At 71.3% G+C, this 16,403-nt stretch carries 14 protein-coding genes; 8 read left to right on the top strand and 6 right to left on the bottom strand.

Translation table 11 applies throughout. From position 1 onward, the window contains the following. Positions 1-630, top strand: a complete 630-nt coding sequence (locus tag PV682_RS32660) for a chorismate mutase (RefSeq protein WP_319735373.1) — start codon at positions 1-3, stop codon at positions 628-630. A gap of 59 nt (positions 631-689) precedes the next feature. On the opposite strand, the gene PV682_RS32655 is transcribed toward PV682_RS32660, so the two are convergent. Both PV682_RS32655 and PV682_RS32650 read right to left on the bottom strand, forming a co-directional pair. Next, the gene (locus tag PV682_RS32655; RefSeq protein ID WP_319735372.1) at positions 690-2,735 is read right to left on the bottom strand and encodes a glycoside hydrolase family 31 protein; all 2,046 of its coding nucleotides are present in this window, start codon (positions 2,733-2,735) and stop codon (positions 690-692) included. A gap of 99 nt (positions 2,736-2,834) precedes the next feature. Continuing rightward, the gene (locus PV682_RS32650; RefSeq protein WP_319735371.1) at positions 2,835-3,842 is read right to left on the bottom strand and encodes a LacI family DNA-binding transcriptional regulator; all 1,008 of its coding nucleotides are present in this window, start codon (positions 3,840-3,842) and stop codon (positions 2,835-2,837) included. Positions 3,843-4,094: 252 nt separating this feature from the next. Here PV682_RS32650 and PV682_RS32645 point away from each other — a divergent pair, with 252 nt between their 5' ends. Further along, positions 4,095-6,047: an acyl-CoA dehydrogenase family protein gene (locus tag PV682_RS32645; RefSeq protein WP_319735370.1), complete on the top strand. Its 1,953-nt coding sequence runs from the start codon at positions 4,095-4,097 to the stop codon at positions 6,045-6,047. A gap of 65 nt (positions 6,048-6,112) precedes the next feature. Here the strand turns inward: PV682_RS32645 and PV682_RS32640 are convergent, their stop codons facing one another. Next, positions 6,113-6,565: a lamin tail domain-containing protein gene (locus PV682_RS32640; protein WP_319735369.1), complete on the bottom strand. Its 453-nt coding sequence runs from the start codon at positions 6,563-6,565 to the stop codon at positions 6,113-6,115. A 140-nt stretch (positions 6,566-6,705) separates the two neighbouring features. Here PV682_RS32640 and dxr point away from each other — a divergent pair, with 140 nt between their 5' ends. The 6 genes from dxr to PV682_RS32610 all read left to right on the top strand — a co-directional run bounded on the left by dxr (position 6,706) and on the right by PV682_RS32610 (position 14,297). Then, entirely contained in the window at positions 6,706-7,962 is a 1,257-nt protein-coding gene (gene dxr / locus PV682_RS32635; protein WP_319735368.1) for a 1-deoxy-D-xylulose-5-phosphate reductoisomerase, read from the top strand. Next, positions 7,959-9,263: a M50 family metallopeptidase gene (locus PV682_RS32630; RefSeq protein ID WP_319735367.1), complete on the top strand. Its 1,305-nt coding sequence runs from the start codon at positions 7,959-7,961 to the stop codon at positions 9,261-9,263. Before dxr ends, PV682_RS32630 begins: the two co-directional genes overlap by 4 nt. Positions 9,264-9,433: 170 nt before the next feature. Further along, positions 9,434-10,591, top strand: a complete 1,158-nt coding sequence (gene ispG, locus PV682_RS32625; protein ID WP_319735366.1) for a flavodoxin-dependent (E)-4-hydroxy-3-methylbut-2-enyl-diphosphate synthase — start codon at positions 9,434-9,436, stop codon at positions 10,589-10,591. A 488-nt stretch (positions 10,592-11,079) separates the two neighbouring features. Beyond that, the gene (locus PV682_RS32620) at positions 11,080-11,928 is read left to right on the top strand and encodes a GNAT family N-acetyltransferase (RefSeq protein WP_319735365.1); all 849 of its coding nucleotides are present in this window, start codon (positions 11,080-11,082) and stop codon (positions 11,926-11,928) included. Positions 11,929-11,988: 60 nt separating this feature from the next. Continuing rightward, complete coding sequence (locus PV682_RS32615; protein WP_109364597.1) at positions 11,989-12,555, top strand: GNAT family N-acetyltransferase; 567 nt, start codon at positions 11,989-11,991, stop codon at positions 12,553-12,555. A 41-nt stretch (positions 12,556-12,596) separates the two neighbouring features. After that, positions 12,597-14,297, top strand: coding sequence for a proline--tRNA ligase (locus tag PV682_RS32610; RefSeq protein WP_319735364.1), 1,701 nt, complete (start codon positions 12,597-12,599; stop codon positions 14,295-14,297). An 81-nt stretch (positions 14,298-14,378) separates the two neighbouring features. Here PV682_RS32610 and PV682_RS32605 read toward each other — a convergent pair whose 3' ends face one another. The 3 genes from PV682_RS32605 to PV682_RS32595 are packed head-to-tail and all read right to left on the bottom strand — an operon-like array spanning position 14,379 to position 16,354. Further along, a complete protein-coding gene (locus PV682_RS32605; RefSeq protein ID WP_319735363.1) occupies positions 14,379-15,275 on the bottom strand; it encodes an aminoglycoside phosphotransferase family protein in 897 nt (298 codons plus the stop codon). A 54-nt stretch (positions 15,276-15,329) separates the two neighbouring features. Next, positions 15,330-15,833: a DUF4439 domain-containing protein gene (locus tag PV682_RS32600; RefSeq protein ID WP_319735362.1), complete on the bottom strand. Its 504-nt coding sequence runs from the start codon at positions 15,831-15,833 to the stop codon at positions 15,330-15,332. After that, positions 15,830-16,354: a hypothetical protein gene (locus PV682_RS32595; protein WP_319735361.1), complete on the bottom strand. Its 525-nt coding sequence runs from the start codon at positions 16,352-16,354 to the stop codon at positions 15,830-15,832. Before PV682_RS32595 ends, PV682_RS32600 begins: the two co-directional genes overlap by 4 nt. Between the last annotated feature and the right edge of the window lie 49 nt (positions 16,355-16,403).

Raw genomic sequence — 16,403 nt, 5'->3', positions numbered from 1 at the left:
ATGCACAACACCACCCCCACACGCCGCGCCCTGACCACGCTCGCCGTGGCCGCGGCCGTCGCCCTCGGGGCGACCGGAACCGCGGTCGCGGCCCCCCAGGCGCCCGCCGCGCACGCGGCCACCACGACGGCGTCCACCACCGCCGACACCTACACGCTGCACTCCGTCGCGGACCTCGCCGCCCAGCGCCTCGCCACCGCCGACCTGGTCGCCGCCGCCAAGTTCGGCACCAGCAGCCCCATCGACGACCCGGCCCGCGAACAGCAGGTCCTCGACGCCGTCGCCGCGCAGGCCGAGCAGCTCGGCGCCGACCCCGACGCCGTCCGCAAGGTCTTCCGCGACCAGATCGAGGCGAACAAGCTCGTCCAGCGCGGCCTGTTCCAGCGCTGGACCGACCACCCCGACGAGGCGCCCACCAGCCGCCCCGACCTCGGCGTCGTCCGTGTCGAGATCAACCGCATCAACACGGAGCTGGTCAAGGCCCTCGCCGCGACCACCGCCGACCGCGGCACCTTCGCCTGCTACCCGGAGCTGTACTTCGGCGCCGCCCAGGTCCGCCACGAACGCCACCTGGACCGCCTGCACACGAAGGCCCTGATCCGCGCACTGCCGTCGGTCTGCGAGAGCTGACCTGACACGACCGTGAGGCCGGCCCCCGCACCCCGGGGACCGGCCTCACGCACACCCGCTCACTCGACGATCGGCAACTCCGCCCCGTCCCGCAGGAACAGCGGAATCCGCTCCAGCGGCGCCTCGACGGTCACCGTGGCGCCCCCCTCGTACGACTCCCCGGTCCACGCGTCCGTCCACCGCGCGCCCGCCGGCAGATACGCCGTACGGACCGTCGCCCCGGCCGTCAGCACCGGCGCGACCAGCAGGTCCCGGCCGAACAGGTACGCGTCGTCGACACCCCAACTCGCCTGGTCCCCGGGGAACTCCAGGAACAGCGGACGCATCGGCGGCAGCCCCTCCTCGTGGGCCTCGCGCATGACCTTCAGGACGTACGGCCGCAGCCGCTCCCGCAGCCGCACGTACTCGGCCATGATCGTGGCCGCCGTATCCCCGTACGACCAGACCTCGTTGGGCCCGCCGGTCATCTCGGGCCCCAGCGGCATCCCCGGGTCGCGGAACCCGTGCAGCCGCATCAGCGGCGACAGCGCCCCGAACTGGAACCAGCGGATCATGACCTCGCGGTACGCCGGGTCGTCCGGGTCGCCGCCGTGGAAGCCGCCGATGTCCGTGTTCCACCAGGGGATGCCGGACAGCGCCGTGTTGAGCCCGGCGGCGATCTGGCGGCGCAGGGTCGGGAAGTCGGTGCCGATGTCGCCGGACCACAGCGCGGCCCCGTACCGCTGACTCCCGGCCCACGCCGAGCGGTTGAGGGTGATGACCTCCTCGCCCTCCGCGCCGAGCCCCTCCGCGAACGCCCGCGCGTTCTCCAGCGGATACAGGTTGCCGACCTCAAGTCCCGGGCCCGCCCAGTAGCGCAGGTTCTCCGAGAACCCCGGCTTCAGCTCCGGCTCGCAGGCGTCCAGCCAGAACGCCGTGATCCCGTACGGGGCGAGGTAGTTGTCGCGGATCCGCGACCACACGAAGTCCCGCGCCTCGGGGTTCGTCGCGTCGTAGAAGGCGACCTGTACGGTCGAGGCGACGCCCTTGTCCGGCCAGTCCGCGTGCGCCATCGGACCGTACTGCGTGCCGATGAAGTAGCCGCGCTGCTCCATGAGTTGGTGGTTCTCCGAGAGCGGCGACACCGACGGCCACACGCTCACCACCAACTTGGTGCCCATCTCGGCGAGTTCACGCACCATCCCGGCCGGGTCCGGCCACTCGGCGGGGTCGAACCTCCACTCGCCGAGGTGCGTCCAGTGGAAGAAGTCGCACACGATCGCCGCCAGCGGCAGCCCCCGGCGCTTGTACTCCCGCGCCACGGCCATGAGTTCGTCCTGCGTGCGGTAGCGCAGCTTGCACTGCCAGAACCCTGCCGCCCACGCGGGCAGCATCGGCGTACGCCCGGTCACCGCGCTGTAGCGGCGCTGGCCGTCGGCCGGACCGCCCGCGGTGATCCAGTAGTCGATCTGCCGCGCCGAGTCCGCGACCCACCGCGTCCCGTTGTGCGCCAGCTCCACGCGCCCGATCGCCGGGTTGTTCCACAGCAGCGTGTAGCCCCGGCTCGACGTCAGCACCGGGATGTTGACCTCGGCGTTGCGCTGCACCAGGTCGAGGACCAGCCCCTTCTGGTCGAACTTCCCGTGCTGGTGCTGCCCGAGCCCGTACAGCTTCTCGTCGTCGTAGGCCGCGAACCGCTGCTCCAGCCGGTGGTAGCCGTTGCCCACGGCCGTGTAGAGGCGCGAGCCCGGCCACCAGAAGTGGGCGCGCTCCTCGGCGAGGATCTCCTCCCCGGAGTCCGTCGCCAGGAACCGGACCAGGCCCTCGGCGCTCACCTCGACGGTCAGCGCGCCGACCGTCAACAGGCCCACGCCCTCGGCGAGTTTGACGACCGACTCGGTCGCCGGGGGAGTGTCGAGCAGCGCGCCCGGCAGGTCGGCCAGGACCGGCCCGCCGAGCCTGGACCGCACCCGGACCGCGTCCGGCCCCCACGGCTCGATACGGAGGGTCTCCTGGCGCCCGCTCCACTCCAGCGCGCCGCCCCGCTCACGGAACGTCCCGACGGTGGGGGAGGACTGGGCCAGACTGACCTTGGGCTGGGTCGGGGTTTCGGCAGGCAGAGTCATGAGGCGTGCTCCTGAGGGGAGGCGTGCGGAACCGAAGGCGCCCCGGACCAACAGGGCGCCCCACAAAGAGAAGTGACCGTCTGTCAGGTACTGCGTCTGTCAGTTGCCGCCCGGGCCCGTGCTCGCCCGGACCGTCAACTCGGGGGCGATCAGCGCCACTTCGGCGCCGCCTTGCCCCTCCAGCTTCGCGACGAGCTGCTCCATCGCCCGCCGCCCCATCTCGGCCGCCGGGATCGCCACCGACGTGAGCCGCACCGGCGCCTGCGTCGCCACCTGGTCCGGGCAGATCGCGACCACCGACACGTCCTCGGGCACCGCCCGCCCCTGCTGGCGCAGCAGCGAGAGCAGCGGCTCCACCGCGGACTCGTTCTGCACGACGAACCCCGTCGTCGCCGGGCGCTCGTCGAAGACCCGCGCCAGCGTCGCGCCCAGCGCGTCGTACCCGCCCTCGCACGGCCGGTGCAGCGCGCGCACCCCCAACTCCCGTGCGCGCGACCGCAGTCCGTCCAGCGTGCGGACCGCGAACCCGGTGTGCCGCTCGTACACCCCCGGCGCCTCGCCGATCACGGCGACGTCCCGGTGCCCGAGACCCGCGAGGTGCTCGACGCACAGCGCGCCCGTCGCGCTCCAGTCGAGGTCGACGCAGGTCAGTCCGGACGTGTCGGCGGGGAGGCCGATCAGCACCGAGGGGCGGTCGGTCGAGCGGAGCAACGGCAGCCGCTCGTCGTCGAGTTCGACGTCCATCAGGATCATCCCGTCGGCCAGCCCGCTGCCCGTCACCCTGCGCACCGCGTCCGGCCCCTCCTGGCCGGTCAGCAGCAGGATGTCGTAGCCGTAGCCGCGCGCGGCCGTCGCCACCGCGATGGAGATCTCCATCATCACCGGCATGTACATGTCGGTGCGCAGCGGAATCATCAGCGCGATGATGTTCGAGCGGCTGCTCGCCAGCGCCCGCGCGCCCGCGTTCGGGTGGTACCCCAGCTCCCGGATGCTCTGCTCGACCCGTTGCCGCGTGGTCGTCGAGATGGACCGCTTGCCACTGAGGACATAGCTCACCGTGCTCGCCGAGACTCCGGCGTGCTGGGCGACCTCGGCGAGGGTGACCATCCAGCTCTCCAAGCTTTGTGAAGCGCTTCGACAGTGCGCGTTGCGAACAGGGCGGGTGAGTGGGTGGTTCGACAGTAGCTTCAGTGGGGGTGGGTGTCCATAGGTTGTCGAAGCGCTTCGATAATCACTCCGGAACGGGGCGGCCGGGTGCGCGAGGGCTGGTCCAAGCCGCCGTAATCGGGTAAACGATCCAGTAGAACCGATCGGTAACCAGACGTCCCGAACACCCCGATCCGCGGCGAGGTGATCCTCATGTCCGCACCACACGCAGAGCAGTCCGGAACACAGGGCAAGCCGTCCGTCTCCGAGCGCGAGGCCCGGCAGGTCGCCGAGGCCGCCCGTGAGCAGGACTGGCGCAAACCCAGCTTCGCCAAGGAACTCTTCCTCGGCCGCTTCCGCCTCGACCTGATCCACCCGCACCCCGTCCCGCCCGACGCCGACGCCCGCCGCGGCGAGGAGTTCCTCGCGGCGCTGCGCGACTTCTGCGAGACCAAGGTCGACTCCGCCCGCATCGAACGCGAGGCGCGCATCCCCGACGAGACGATCAACGGGCTCAAGGACCTCGGCGCGCTCGGCATGAAGATCGATACGCGCTACGGCGGCCTCGGACTCACCCAGGTCTACTACAACAAGGCGCTGGCGCTGGTCGGTTCGGCCAACCCGGCGCTCGGCGCGCTGCTGTCCGCGCACCAGTCGATCGGCGTGCCGCAGCCGCTGAAGATCTTCGGCACGCAGGAGCAGAAGGACGCGTTCCTGCCGCGCTGCGCGACGACCGCGATCAGCGCGTTCCTGCTCACCGAGCCGGACGTCGGGTCCGATCCCGCCCGGCTCGCGACCACCGCCGTGCCCGACGGGGACGACTACGTCCTCGACGGGGTCAAGCTGTGGACCACCAACGGGGTCGTCGCCGATCTGCTGGTCGTCATGGCCCGGGTGCCCGTGTCCGAGGGGCACCCGGGCGGGATCACCGCGTTCGTCGTCGAGGCGGACTCCGAGGGGATCACCGTCGAGCACCGCAACGCGTTCATGGGGCTGCGGGGCCTGGAGAACGGCGTCACCCGCTTCCACCGGGTACGGGTGCCGGCCGCGAACCGGATCGGGCCCGAGGGGGCCGGGCTGAAGATCGCGCTCACCACCCTCAACACCGGGCGGCTCTCGCTCCCCGCGATGTGCGTCGGGGCCGGGAAGTGGGCGCTGAAGATCGCCCGCGAGTGGTCCGGGGCGCGTGAACAGTGGGGCAAACCCGTCGCGTTGCACGAAGCCGTCGGCTCGAAGATCAGCTTCATCGCCGCGACGACCTTCGCGCTGGAGGCCGTCGTCGACCTCTCCTCGCAGATGGCCGACGAGGACCGCAACGACATCCGCATCGAGGCGGCCCTCGCGAAGCTGTACGGCTCCGAGATGGGGTGCCTCATCGCCGACGAGCTGGTGCAGATCCGGGGCGGGCGCGGGTTCGAGACCGCCGAGTCGCTCAAGGCGCGGGGCGAACGGGCGGTCCCCGCCGAGCAGTTGGTCCGCGACCTGCGCATCAACCGCATCTTCGAGGGCTCCACCGAGATCATGCACCTCCTCATCGCCCGCGAGGCCGTCGACGCGCACCTCTCCGTCGCGGGCGACCTCATCGACCCCGGCAAGTCCCTCGGCGACAAGGCGAAAGCGGGCGCCCAGGCCGGTGCCTTCTACGCCCGCTGGCTCCCGAAACTCGTCGTCGGCCCCGGCCAGCTCCCCACGTCCTACGACGATTTCAAGAACGGCATGGACCTCTCCTGGCACCTCCGGTACGTCGAACGCCACTCCCGCAAGCTCGCACGCTCCACGTTCTACGCGATGTCCCGCTGGCAGGGGCGCCTGGAGACCAAGCAGGGCTTCCTGGCCCGGATCGTCGACATCGGCGCGGAGCTGTTCGCGATGAGCGCGGCGTGCGTCCGCGCGGAACACCTCCGTGCCCAGGACCAACACGGCCGCGAGGCCTACCAGTTGGCCGACGCGTTCTGCCGGCAGGCCCGCGTGCGCGTGGACGAGCTGTTCACCCGCTTGTGGTCCAACACGGACGACGTCGACCGCAAGGTGGTCAAGGGCGTCCTCGGCGGCGCGTACGAGTGGCTGGAGTCGGGCATCGTCGACCCCTCCGGCGAGGGCCCGTGGATCGCCGACGCGACACCGGGCCCCTCGGTGAAGGAGAACGTGCACCGGCCGATCCGTTAGCCCCGGAAGCCGGAAAAACCGGAAAAGGGGCACGGCGTTCCCGCCGTGCCCCAATTCTCAGAACCTCAGCACCACTTGTGGTCCTTCGTCTTCCTCGTCCACGAGCACGTGTCCACCTTCGACCCGTTCGCCCTGGTCAAGGTCGCGGTGTCGCCGTCGTTGTTCCAGACGTACGCCTTGCGGTTCTGGAACGTGTCCGTCGCGGTGTCCCTGCCGGAGCCGGTGTGGACCTTGACGGTCCTGCCGGCGCCGACGGTGATGTTCTTGAAGACGTACTTGTGGTTGGAGGCGTCCTTGAGGACCCACCCCTTCACGTTGACGGCCTTCTTGCCGGTGTTCTTGATCTGGACCCACTCCGCGTTGAGGCTCGCGTTGGTGCGGGTGTCCTTGCCGGGGCTGTCGAACCAGATGTGGTAGAGCTCGACGCCGCCGGTGGCCGCCTGGGCCGGGGTCGAGAGGGCGGTGCCGAAGAGCAGTGCGGCGCCGCCGAGGGCAGCACAAAGGTGCTTCACGCGCATGGAAGAGATCCCCCCTGGATGTCGTATGCGAGAGCAGTCCTATCACACGATCTTCACCAGAAACTCATAAACGGTCATATGAATCACGCCGTGGAGGTGTGGCGGTCCGTCCGCACAGTGGATGCGGCAACAATGGGGGAATGACCGACAGTCCAGCCCCACTCGCCGACCCCCACCTGGTCTTCGCCCCCGTCGCGGGCGACGGGCCCAAGGACGTGGTGATCCTCGGCTCCACCGGCTCGATCGGCACGCAGGCCATCGACCTCGTCCTGCGCCACCCGGACCGCTTCCGGGTCACCGCCCTGTCCGCGAACGGCGCCCGCGTCGCCCTGCTCGCCGAGCAGGCGCACCGGCTGCGGGTGAGGACCGTCGCGGTCGCCCGCGAGGACGCCGTCCCGGCGCTGCGCGAGGCCCTCGCGCACGTGTACGGCGCCGGCGAGCCGCTCCCGGAGATCCTCGCGGGGCCGGACGCGGCCACGCAGGTCGCCGCCTCCGCCTGCCACACCGTCCTGAACGGCATCACCGGCGCGATCGGCCTCGCCCCGACGCTGGCCGCCCTGGAGGCGGGCCGCACCCTCGCGCTCGCCAACAAGGAGTCGCTGATCGTCGGTGGCCCCCTGGTGAAGGCGCTGGCGAAACCCGGTCAGATCATCCCCGTCGACTCCGAGCACGCGGCCCTCTTCCAGGCGCTCGCCTCCGGCACCCGCGCGGACGTCCGCAAGCTCGTCGTCACCGCGTCCGGTGGTCCCTTCCGGGGCCGTACGAAGGAGCAGCTCGCGGACGTCACGGTCGAGGAGGCGCTCGCGCACCCCACCTGGGCGATGGGCCCGGTCATCACGATCAACTCGGCGACCCTGGTCAACAAGGGGCTGGAAGTCATCGAGGCGCACCTCCTCTACGACATTCCCTTCGACCGCATTGAGGTGGTCGTGCATCCCCAGTCGTATGTCCACTCGATGGTTGAGTTCACGGACGGATCGACGATGGCCCAGGCAACGCCCCCCGACATGCGCGGGCCGATCGCCATCGGGCTCGGCTGGCCGCACCGCGTCCCCGACGCGGCGCCCGCCTTCGACTGGAGCAAGGCTTCCACCTGGGAGTTCTTCCCCCTGGACAACGAGGCGTTCCCCTCGGTGAACCTCGCCCGGCACGTGGGCGAGCTCGCGGGAACGGCTCCGGCGGTGTTCAATGCCGCCAACGAGGAGAGCGTGGAGGCGTTCCGCCGGGGCGCGCTGCCGTTCAACGGGATCATGGAGACCGTCACCCGTGTGGTGGAAGAACACGGTGGACACAGCGTGGCGGGAACTTCGCTCAGCGTGTCGGACGTCCTCGAAGCAGACGCCTGGGCGCGAGCCCGGGCCCGGGAACTGACGGCGACCGCGGAGGCGCGCGCATGACCGCTCTGATGATGATCCTCGGCATAGTCGTCTTCGTGCTCGGGCTGCTCTTCTCGATCGCGTGGCACGAGCTGGGGCACTTCACGTTCGCCAAGCTCTTCGGCATCCGGGTGCCGCAGTTCATGGTCGGCTTCGGGCCCACCGTCTTCTCCCGCAAGAAGGGCGAGACCGAGTACGGCGTCAAGGCCATCCCCATGGGCGGCTACATCCGCATGATCGGCATGTTCCCGCCCGGCGAGGACGGCAGGATCTCCACGCGCTCCACGTCCCCGTGGCGCACGATGATCGAGGACGCCCGCTCGGCCTCCATGGAGGAGATCCAGCCGGGCGACGAGACGCGGATGATGTACACGCGCAAGCCCTGGAAGCGCGTCATCATCATGGCCGCGGGTCCCGTGCAGAACCTGATCCTCGCCGTCGTCCTCTTCCTCACCGTCCTCATGGGCTTCGGGATCTCCCAGCAGACCACCACGGTCAGCTCCGTCTCCCAGTGCGTCATCAACCAGAGCGAGAACCGCGACACCTGCAAGACCGGAGACGCGCCCTCACCGGCCGCCGCCGCGGGCCTCAAGGCCGGGGACAAGATCGTCTCCTTCGACGGCGTGAGGACCGAGAAGTGGGACTCCCTCTCCGACCTCATCCGCGCCAGCGCCGACAAGACCGTCCCGATCGTCGTCCAGCGCGACGGCAAGGAGGTCACCCTCCAGGCGAAGATCGCCGAGAACCAGGTCGCCAAGAAGGACTCCAGCGGGCAGATCGTCCCCGGCCAGTACGTCAAGGCCGGGTTCCTCGGCTTCAGCGCCGCCACCGGCATCGTCCAGCAGGACTTCGGCGACTCCGTCACCTGGATGACCGACCGCGTCGGCGAGGCCGCCGACTCCATCGTCGCCCTGCCCGGCAAGATCCCCGCGCTGTGGGACGCCGCCTTCGACGGGGGCAAGCGCGAAGCCGACTCCCCGATGGGCGTCGTCGGCGCGGCCCGGGTCGGCGGCGAGATCTTCACCCTCGACATCCCCGCGTCCCAGCAGCTCGCCATGGCCCTCATGCTGGTCGCCGGCTTCAACCTCTCCCTGTTCCTCTTCAACATGCTCCCGCTGCTGCCCCTCGACGGCGGGCACATCGCGGGCGCGCTCTGGGAGTCCCTGCGCCGGGGCCTCGCGAAACTCCTGCGCAGGCCCGACCCCGGCCCCTTCGACGTCGCCAAGCTCATGCCCCTCGCCTACGTCGTCGCCGGGGTGTTCATCTGCTTCACGATCCTCGTCCTCATCGCGGACGTCGTGAACCCGGTGAAAATCTCGTAGCCACCCGCCGTTCACGACGGCCGGGCACCCCAGGTGTCCGGCCGTCCTCCCTCCAGCGGGTTTGACAAGGGAAATGTGCCCGCCGGGGGTCCGGTGTCGTAATCTCGGACCCCGGTGGCCCGCGCGCTCACGGGACCGGTCTTGATCCACGACATGGGGTTGCACAGCAGATGACTGCGATTTCTCTCGGCATGCCGTCCGTTCCGACCAAGGTCGCCGAGCGGCGCAAGAGCAGGCAGATCCAGGTCGGGTCGGTCGCGGTGGGCGGGGACGCGCCGGTGTCCGTGCAGTCCATGACCACGACGCGTACGTCCGACATCGGGGCCACGCTCCAGCAGATCGCCGAGCTCACCGCGTCCGGGTGCCAGATCGTCCGCGTCGCCTGCCCGACGCAGGACGACGCGGACGCGCTCGCCACCATCGCGCGCAAGTCGCAGATCCCCGTCATCGCCGACATCCACTTCCAGCCCAAGTACGTCTTCGCCGCGATCGAGGCCGGGTGCGCCGCCGTGCGCGTCAACCCCGGCAACATCAAGCAGTTCGACGACAAGGTGCGGGAGATCGCCAAGGCCGCGAACGACCACGGGACGCCCATCCGGATCGGCGTCAACGCGGGCTCCCTGGACCGGCGGCTCCTCCAGAAGTACGGCAAGGCCACGCCCGAGGCGCTCGTCGAGTCCGCGCTCTGGGAGGCGTCGCTGTTCGAGGAGCACGACTTCCGGGACATCAAGATCTCCGTCAAGCACAACGACCCCGTCGTCATGATCGAGGCGTACCGGCAGCTGGCCGCGCAGTGCGAGTACCCCCTCCACCTCGGGGTCACCGAGGCGGGCCCGGCCTTCCAGGGCACCATCAAGTCCGCCGTCGCCTTCGGCGCGCTCCTCTCCCAGGGCATCGGCGACACGATCCGGGTGTCCTTGAGTGCTCCCCCCGTCGAAGAGGTCAAGGTCGGCAACCAGATCCTCGAATCCCTCAACCTCAAGCAGCGCGGCCTGGAGATCGTCTCCTGCCCGTCCTGCGGGCGCGCCCAGGTCGACGTCTACAAACTCGCCGAGGAAGTCACCGCCGGCCTCACCGGCATGGAGGTCCCCCTCCGCGTCGCCGTCATGGGCTGCGTCGTGAACGGGCCCGGCGAGGCCCGCGAGGCCGACCTCGGCGTCGCCTCCGGCAACGGCAAGGGCCAGATCTTCGTCAAGGGCGAGGTCATCAAGACCGTCCCGGAGTCGAAGATCGTAGAGACGCTGATCGAGGAAGCCATGAAGCTCGCGGAAAAAATGCAGGACGAGGGCATCCCCTCCGGCGAACCCTCCGTCTCGGTAGCAGGCTGACTTTCCTCGCCCCCGCCGCCCCTACCCTTCCCATCCTCAAGGGGCTCCGCCCCTTGGACCCCGACAGGACGGAGGGCGGGTGCGGGTCCGATGTGGCTGATCGCGCAGTTCCCCGCGCCCCTAAAAAGACGGTGGCTGGTGCCCGCTGGCAGGTGCGGATTCGCTGTGGCTGGTAGAGCCCGCACGGCTGACGCCGCGCGGGCTCTACCAGTCGCACTTGACAATGCGCGGCCACCACATCCTTCAGGGGCGCGGGGAACTGCGCGATCAGCCACCCACGACCCGCACCCGCCGGACGACCCACAGTGGCACCCCCTCCTGCGATCAAGCCCGTCCGGCGTTTGAGGACAGGGCGGGGGCCCCGACCCCGGCCGCATTCACGAACCCGGCGACACCGAGCATCGGCCCAGCCCCCGGCAGGGAGAGGCGCGGCCCGGCTTCCGCAGGTACAGTGCGGAAATCTGACCCCCACCGTGAGGCCCCACCCCGTGCTGACCCACACCACCTCCCGGGTCCTCGAACCGAGCGACCTGAACGCGGCTCTCGCCATCCTCGGCAAGGAGCCGGTCGCGAACGCGTTCGTGACGTCGAGGGTGCAGGTCGCCGGGCTGGACCCGTGGCGGCTGGGCGGCGAGATGTGGGGCTGGTACGAGGGCGGGATGCTGACGTCCCTGTGCTACGCGGGCGCCAACCTCGTACCGATCTGCGCCACCCCCCGAGCCGTACGGGCCTTCGCGGACCGGGCCAGAAGGGCGGGCCGGCGCTGTTCCTCCATCGTCGGACCGGCGGAGCCGACCGCGGCCCTGTGGCGCCTGCTCGAACCCCACTGGGGCCCGGCACGGGAAGTACGGTCCCAGCAGCCCCTGATGGTCACGGACCGTATGCCGGCGGACATCACCCCCGACCCGTACGTCCGCCGCATCCGCAAGGACGAGATGGAAACGATCCTGCCGGCGTGCGTGGCGATGTTCACGGAGGAGGTCGGCGTCTCCCCGCTCGCGGGCGACGGCGGCCTCCTCTACCAGGCGAGGGTCGCCGAACTGGTCGGCACGGGCCGCTCCTTCGCGCGGCTCGACGACCGGGGCCGGGTCGTGTTCAAGGCGGAGATCGGCGCGGCGACACGGGAGGCGTGCCAGATCCAGGGCGTGTGGGTGGCCCCGGAGTACCGGGGCCGGGGCCTCGCCGCCCCCGGCATGGCCGCGGTCCTGCGCTACGCCCTCGCGGACGTCGCCCCGGTGGTGAGCCTGTACGTCAACGACTACAACACGCCCGCGCGAAGGACGTACAGAAGAGTCGGCTTCCAGGAGGTCGGCGCGTTCATGAGCGTGCTGTTCTAGGACGCTCCGCACGGAACCCGCGCCCCGCACCCACCGGTGACCCCCCTGTAGGCTCCCCGCATGGACCTGGTGATCGGCCCCCTGGACCTCTCCGCCCGCGTGGACGAGGCACTGTCGGTCCAGGCCATCGCATTCGGCCTGGCCCCCGACGAAGTGGCGGTCAGACGGCAGATCGTCCTGCGCCACATGACGAACCCGGGCGCCCGCGCCCTCGGCGTCACCACGTCCGAAGGACGCCTCGCGGGGTTCGTGTACGGCATGCCGAACGACAGGTCGCACTGGTGGTCCACGGTCGTCGAGCCGTACCTGAGGGCGCTCGGCAACGCGCACTGGCTGGACGACTCGTTCGTGATCACGGAACTGCACGTGCACCCGGCGTACCAGAACCGGGGCGCGGGCCGGGCCCTGATCACGGCGATCACGGACGACGTCCCGCAGCCCCGCTCGATCCTCTCGGCGATCGACATGGACAGCCCCGCGCGGGCCCTGTACCGCTCGCTCGGCTACCACGACCTGGCCCGCCGGGTCCTCTTCCCGAGCGCCCCGCGCCCGTACGCCGTGATGGGCGCACCCCTGCCGCTGCTGCGGCGGCCGACGGATTTCCGACCACAGAGGGCCGACGGTTAATCTCCTAGCCATCACCTTTATCCGGCAGGAGTACGAGAACCATGGCGAACGCACCGGTCCAGCGCATGTCCCAGCTGATGGCGAAAACACTGCGCGACGACCCGGCCGACGCCGAGGTCCTCAGCCACAAGCTCCTGGTCCGCGCGGGCTACGTCCGCCGTACCGCCGCCGGCATCTGGTCCTGGCTGCCGCTCGGCAAGAAGGTCCTGGCGAACGTCGAGCGGATCGTCCGCGAGGAGATGGACGCGATCGGCGCGCAGGAGGTCCTGCTCCCCGCCCTGCTGCCCCGGGAACCCTACGAGGCGACGGGCCGTTGGGACGAGTACGGGGCGGAGCTGTTCCGCCTCCAGGACCGCAAGGGCGGCGACTACCTCCTCGGCCCCACCCACGAGGAGATCTTCACCCTGCTGGTGAAGGACCAGGCGTCGTCGTACAAGGACCTGCCCGTCATCCTCTACCAGATCCAGCACAAGTACCGTGACGAGGCCCGCCCCCGGGCCGGCATCCTGCGCGGGCGCGAGTTCCTGATGAAGGACTCCTACTCGTTCGACACGGAGGACGAGGGCCTGGCGAAGTCGTACGCCCTGCACCGCGAGGCGTACCAGAAGGTGTTCGCGCGTCTCGGCCTCGACTACCGCATCTGCGCGGCCACCGCCGGCGCGATGGGCGGCTCGAAGTCGGAGGAGTTCCTGGCCCCCGCCGAGGCCGGCGAGGACACCTTCGCGGACTGCCCGAACTGCGACTTCGCGGCGAACACGGAAGCGGTGAACTTCGCCCTCGTCCCGCAGGAGGCCACCGCCCCCGCGCTGGAGGAGATCCCCACCCCCGACACCCCGACGATCGAGACCCTGGCCGCCGCCCTCGGCGTCCCCGCCTCCGCGACCCTGAAGAACCTGCTGGTCAAGGTGGACGGCGAGATCGTCGCCGTCGGCGTCCCCGGCGACCGCGAGGTCGACCTCGGCAAGGTCGAGGCCCACTTCGCGCCGGCCACGGTCGAACTGGTCACCGCCGAGGACTTCACCGGCCGCCCCGACCTGGTGCGCGGCTACGTCGGTCCGCAGGGCCGGCAGGAGAAGCTCACGTACATCGCCGACCCGCGCGTCGCCCCCGGCACCGCCTGGATCACCGGCGCCAACAAGGACCAGACGCACGCGAAGAACGTCGTCGCGGGCCGTGACTTCGAGGTCGACGCGTACGTCGACGTCGTGGTCGTCCAGGAGGGCGACCCCTGCCCCGCCTGCGGCACCGGCCTCAAGCTGGACCGAGCCATCGAGATCGGCCACATCTTCCAGCTCGGCCGCAAGTACGCCGACGCCCTCAAGCTCGACGTCCTCGGCCAGCACGGCAAGCCGGTCCGCGTCACCATGGGCTCGTACGGCATCGGCGTCTCCCGCGCCGTCGCCGCGCTCGCCGAGCAGAGCGCCGACGACAAGGGCCTGTGCTGGCCCGCCGAGGTCGCCCCGGCCGACGTCCACGTCGTCGCCGCGGGCAAGGCCCTCCAGACCGAACTGGCCCTGGAGGTCTCCGAGAAGCTCCGCGACGCCGGGCTGCGCGTCCTCGTCGACGACCGCGCGGGCGTCTCCCCGGGCGTCAAGTTCACCGACTCCGAGCTGATCGGGGTGCCGAAGATCCTCGTCGCCGGGCGCCGCGCCGCCGAAGGTGTCCTGGAGCTGAAGGACCGCAGGACCGGCGAGCGCGAGGAACTGACGGTGGACGAGGCGATCACCCGCCTGGTCGGCTGAGCAAACCCGCGGGGTTCACCCGGGCCTTTCCCCGTTTCCCGGCCGTGGCGCGTGAGCAGCACGTCGCCACGGCCGGAGCCCTCAGAGCCACCCGGCGAACTCCAGCAGCAGCTCCGCATCCGCCGTCCGCCCCACCCGCATGGCCCGGACCCCGGACTCCACCGCGCGGAACAGCACCCACCCCCGCAGCCTCTCCTGGTCCACCTCCAGCACCTCCGCCAGCTTCTTCACCCGCCGCCGGGCGACCGCGGCCCCCGAGGGCGACCCCACCAGGTCCTCCACCCGGTCCCGCACCAGCCGCGCCAGATCGAACGCGCACTCACCCACCACCGGATCGGGCCCCACCGCCAGCCAGGGCGACCGCTCACCGGCGAGCACCTTGCTCTGCCGGAACGTCCCGTGCAGCAACCGCACCTCGGCCCCGGACCCCACCAGCTCCTCCCGCACCCCGAGCGCCGCGTCCACCAGCGACCCCACGGCGGCGTCCCCGCGCCCCGCGGACCGCATCGCCTCGGCCTGCCGCCCGGTCCGCTCGGCGACGGTCTCGAAGGCGAACCCCTCGGGCGGCTCGACCCACAGCCGCCGCAGCGCCCCCGCGGCTTCGAGCGCCGCCTTCGCCTCCGGCAGGGTCCGCACCGATACGTCGGTCCGCAGCCGCTCCAGCAGCAGCACCCCGTCCCCGCCGCCCAGCACCTGGACGGCCCCGAGCCCGCCCCAGTGCTCCAGCGCGGCCAGCTCCGCCGCGGGCCGGAACCGTTCGGGAGCGGCCTTCAGCACAGCGGGAGTGCCGTCGGCGAGCCGCACGAGGACGACGAGGCTGCTGCGCCCCCCGGGCACCTGCACCCGCTCGACGCTCACCCCGCACGCGGCGACGGCCCGCTCGACGAGGCCGGGCAACCCCTCCAGCCAGGCGGCAGCGTCCGGCACGCTCTCGGAGAGCGCCCGGACCAACCGCTGAGGCGGCTCGATGTGCGGCATGCGTGAGGTGTTCCCTTCGTGCTGCTGACATTCCCGACGGACCCAGGCCCGGACTCACCCCGAGGGCACCACCCCTGCCGAAGCACCGGAATCCGCCGAGGCCCCAGCCCCTGCCGAGACCCCCGGCCCCGTCTCCGTCCCGCCCCGCTCCGCGAGCCCAGGGAAGGCTACGCTCCCGCCGCCCCACCGCACCGCCCGCACCGACGCCTCCCGCAGCGCCCCGGCCGCGTCGCCCCGCCGCGCCCCGGAGGTGGCCCGCACCAGGTCGGAGTAGACCCCGGCGATCCGCTCCTCCAGCCGCGCGGCGAGCCGTACGGCGGCGGAGGACCCGTCGACGGGGAACGGCAGCGCGTACCCGGCGTTCGCGGCGACCGGCTCGCCGCCGAGGTCCCGTACGGCCCGCGCGAGCGCGTCACGCCGGGCCCGGTGCGCGTCCCACGCGACGCGCGCCTCACCCCGCCGGGCCTCTCCGACCTGGCCCCCGACGACCCCGTACCCGTACACGGCCGCGTGCTCGGCGGCCAGCGCGGCCTGGAGGGCGTCCAGTTCGGTGCTCATCGGGCCCCCTCCGTCAGTACGTACGCGTGCACGGCCCCGGCAGCAGCCACGGACGCGAGCAGCCGCGCCAGCTCTCCGGGCACGGTCAGCAGATCGGCCGCCCGTCGATCGGCCAACGCCCGCTCGGTGGCGGCGAGTTGGGTGAGGGCGGACTTGTCGTCGACCGGAGGCGCGGGCGAGGCGTCACCCCCGGAAGAAGCCTCAGCAGGAGCCCCGGACGCCGACGCGGAGGGAGACGCAGACGGCGACGGCGTCCCCCCGAACGCCCCCACATGCCGTACGACCTCCGCCCGCAGCGGCGCGAGCAGCCCCGAGAGCGCGGGCCGCGCGGCGAGCACCGCGTCGTACTGCTTCACGAGCCCCCGGCTGTCCTGGACGGCCCGGGCCCGCACCCGCTGGGACGCGGAAGGCGCCCCGGAGGCGGTCTCCTCGGTGGCGGACTTGGAGGAGGAGCAGCCGGCGGCGCCGAAGAGGACCGCGGTGGCAAGTAGGGTTCTTCGGCGCGACGGGGAGTACGACACGTCAGACGTCCTCGGCAGACTCGTACGACAGGGAACGGGAGGGAAGACA

The organism is Streptomyces niveiscabiei (genome assembly GCF_033794345.1).
GTDB classification, from domain to species: domain Bacteria; phylum Actinomycetota; class Actinomycetes; order Streptomycetales; family Streptomycetaceae; genus Streptomyces; species Streptomyces niveiscabiei.
This window is presented reverse-complemented; position numbering and strand designations above follow the sequence as displayed.